The organism is Ramlibacter sp., assembly GCF_035706265.1.
In the GTDB taxonomy this organism is placed as follows: domain Bacteria; phylum Pseudomonadota; class Gammaproteobacteria; order Burkholderiales; family Burkholderiaceae_C; genus Ramlibacter.
Window position 1 is genome coordinate 1 of record NZ_DASSVG010000050.1, and the last position, 2,903, is coordinate 2,903.

Annotated in this window: 3 protein-coding genes; all 3 read left to right on the forward strand. The window is 72.4% G+C overall.

Annotated features, from left to right (window positions below; all coding sequences use genetic code 11):
* Positions 1–1,375, forward strand: a 1,375-nt coding sequence (locus VFM98_RS01715; protein ID WP_325108161.1) for a xanthine dehydrogenase family protein molybdopterin-binding subunit, incomplete at its 5' end; no start/stop codon positions are given.
* Positions 1,372–2,256 carry an NAD(P)-dependent oxidoreductase gene (locus VFM98_RS01720; RefSeq protein WP_325108162.1) on the forward strand — a complete coding sequence of 295 codons (885 nt, stop codon included), beginning with the start codon at positions 1,372–1,374 and terminating at the stop codon, positions 2,254–2,256. The genes VFM98_RS01715 and VFM98_RS01720, both read left to right, overlap by 4 nt.
* Positions 2,253–2,885, forward strand: a complete 633-nt coding sequence (locus VFM98_RS01725) for a carbon monoxide dehydrogenase subunit G (protein WP_325108163.1) — start codon at positions 2,253–2,255, stop codon at positions 2,883–2,885. Before VFM98_RS01720 ends, VFM98_RS01725 begins: the two co-directional genes overlap by 4 nt.
* Positions 2,886–2,903: the final 18 nt, after the last annotated feature.

Sequence of the window (2,903 nt, forward strand, 5' to 3'; positions counted from 1 at the left end):
GGTGGCCATGATCCTCACCGGCCCCTACCGCATCGCCAACTACCGCTACGACGTGAAGGTGGTGCTGTCCAACAAGGTGGGCAACGGGCCGATGCGCGCGCCGATGGCGATCACCAGCTGGCTCATGGACGGCACGCTCGATAGCGTGGCGCGCGCGCTGGCGCTGGACCCGGTGGCGGTGCGCCGGCTCAACATGCTGCAGCCGCGCGACTATCCGTACACGATGGCCACCGGCGAGGTGCTGGCCGACATCACGCCGCGCGAGACCTTCGAAGGCGTGCTGGCTGCGATCGGCTACGACGCCTTCCGCGAACGCCAGGCCCTGGCGCGCCGGCGTGGCGAGATCCTGGGCCTGGGGCTGTGCACGGTGGTGGAGTCCACCACGTACGGCTCGAAGTTCTACAAGGCGGCCGGCATCCCGGGCTCCGGCCACGAGGCCGCCTGGGTGCGCATCGAGCCCTCGGGCGTCGTCAACGCCTCGGTGGGGCTCGGCGCCACCGGGCAGGGCTACGAGACGGCGCTGGCGCAGGCGGTGGCCGAAGGCCTCGGCGTGACTTCCTCGTGCGTGAAGATCCACCTGGGCCACACCGACGTCGCGCCCTACGGAATGGGCAGCCGCGGCGCGCGCGGCGGCACGGCCGGCGGCGGCACGCTGTACCTGTGCGCGCAGGAGGCGCGACGGGCCGTGTTGGCCATCGCGGCGCATCGGCTGCAGTTGCCGCGCGACGCGGTGCGCATGCAGGACGGCCGGGTGCAGCGGCACGTGGACGGCGCCTGGGAGGACGCGGGCCTGGCGCTCGCCGACATCGCGCGGCTCGCCTACCTGGACCCGCTGGCCCTGCCGCCGGGCCGCAGCCCCGGCCTCGAATTCCACCAGACCTACGAGCCGCCGCCGATGACGTATTCCAACTCGAGCCACGCCTGCATCGTGCGGCTGGACGCGGCCACCGGCGCCGTGCACATCGAGCGCTACGTGGCGGCGGAGGACTGCGGCACGGTGCTCAGCCCGGTGGTGGTGGAGGGTCAGCAGCATGGCGCGATCGCGATGGGTTTGTCGGGATCGCTGATGGAGCATGTGGCGTACGACCCGGAGACGGGGCAGAACCTGTCGGGGTCGCTGGCGGACTACCGGGTGGCCACGGCACACGAGATCCCGCGCCTGGAGCTGATCCCCATGCACACGCCCAGCCGCGCCACGCCGGCGGGCATCAAGGGCATGGCCGAAGGCGGCGTGATGGGGGCGATCGGCGCCCTCATGAACGCGGTGAACGACGCGCTCGCACCCTTCGGCGTGCAAGCCGAGCGCCAGCCGCTGGCCTCCGCCTACCTGCGCAGCCTGCTGCGCGACAAGCAAGCGACGGAGAACAAGCAATGAGTGAAGCGACAGGGCTGGCGCGCATCGGGTTCGTCGGCCTCGGCATCATGGGCGCGCACATGGCCGGCCACCTGCTGGCCGCCGGCCACCCGCTGCGCGTGACCAACCGCTCCCCGGACAAGGCGCGCCCGTTGATCGAGCGCGGTGCAGTGTGGTGCGACACCCCCGCGGCCGTGGCCGCCGGCGCCGACGTGGTGATCACCATGGTCGGCCATCCGCACGACGTGGAGGAAGTCTGGCTCGGCGCCGACGGCGTGCTGGCGCAGGCGCGCGACGCGCTGCTGATCGACATGAGCACCTCCAGCCCCGAGCTGGCGCAGCGGCTGGCCCGCGCAGCCGCCGCGCGCGGCTGCCGCGCGCTGGATGCGCCGGTCTCCGGCGGCGAACTGGGTGCGCGGGAGGCGCGGCTCTCGATCATGGCTGGCGGCGCCCCCGAGGCCTTCGGCCAGGCGCTGCCGGTGCTGCAGCGCCTGGGCGAGACCATCGTGCACACCGGCGGGCCGGGCAACGGGCAGCACACCAAGATGTGCAACCAGCTCCTGATCGCCTCCACCATCATGGGCGTGTGCGAAGGGCTCGCCTACGCACGTTCGGCGGGGCTCGATCCGGAGCTGGTGCTGCATTGCATCGGCGGCGGCGCGGCGGCCAGCTTCCAGCTCAAGGTGATGGGGCCGAAGATCGTGCAGGGCGACTTCGCCCCGGGCTTCATGATCGAGCACTTCGTCAAGGACCTCTCGATCGCGCTGGCCGAGGCCGACCGCATGCGGCTGCAGCTGCCCGGCGCCGCGCAGGCGCGCAAGCTCTATGCGCAGCTGGCCGAACAAGGCCATGCCCGCGAAGGCACGCAAGCCTTGGCGCGCCTCTACGGAGCTGCCGCATGAGCATGGAAATCACCGGCGAAGTGCTCGTGCCGGCGCCCCAGCTGCGCGTCTGGGCTGCGCTCAACGACGCCGAAGTGCTCAAGGCCAGCATCGCGGGCTGCCAGGCGCTGGAGAAGGTCTCGGACACCGAGTTCAATGCCATCGTGACCACGCGGGTCGGCCCGGTGGCGGCCACCTTCCGTGGCAACGTGCAGCTGTCGGAGCTGGACGCGCCCCACGGCTACACGCTCACGGGCCGCGGCCAGGGCGGCGCCGCCGGTTTCGCGAAGATGAGTTCGCGGGTCCTGCTGCAGCCCCAGGGCGAGCAGACCGTGCTGCGCTACACGGCGCAGGCCGAGATCGGGGGCAAGCTGGCCAGCGTCGGCAGCCGCCTGGTGCAGGCAGTGGCGAAGAAGAATGCGGACGATTTCTTCGCCGCGTTCACGCGCCAGCTGGGCGGCGCGCCTGCAGCCGCGCCCGAGCCGGTGCTGCAACCGGCGGGCGTCGGCGGCGCCGCGCAGGATCGGCCGCTTGCGGCATCACCGACCGCGGGCGGCGGTCTGGGTGCTCCCGTGCCGGCCTGGCTGGTGGTATTCGCCAGCGGGCTGGGGCTGGCGCTGGGCTACTGCCTGGCCCTGCTCGCCCGCTGAGATCCCGCCTGCCGCTCG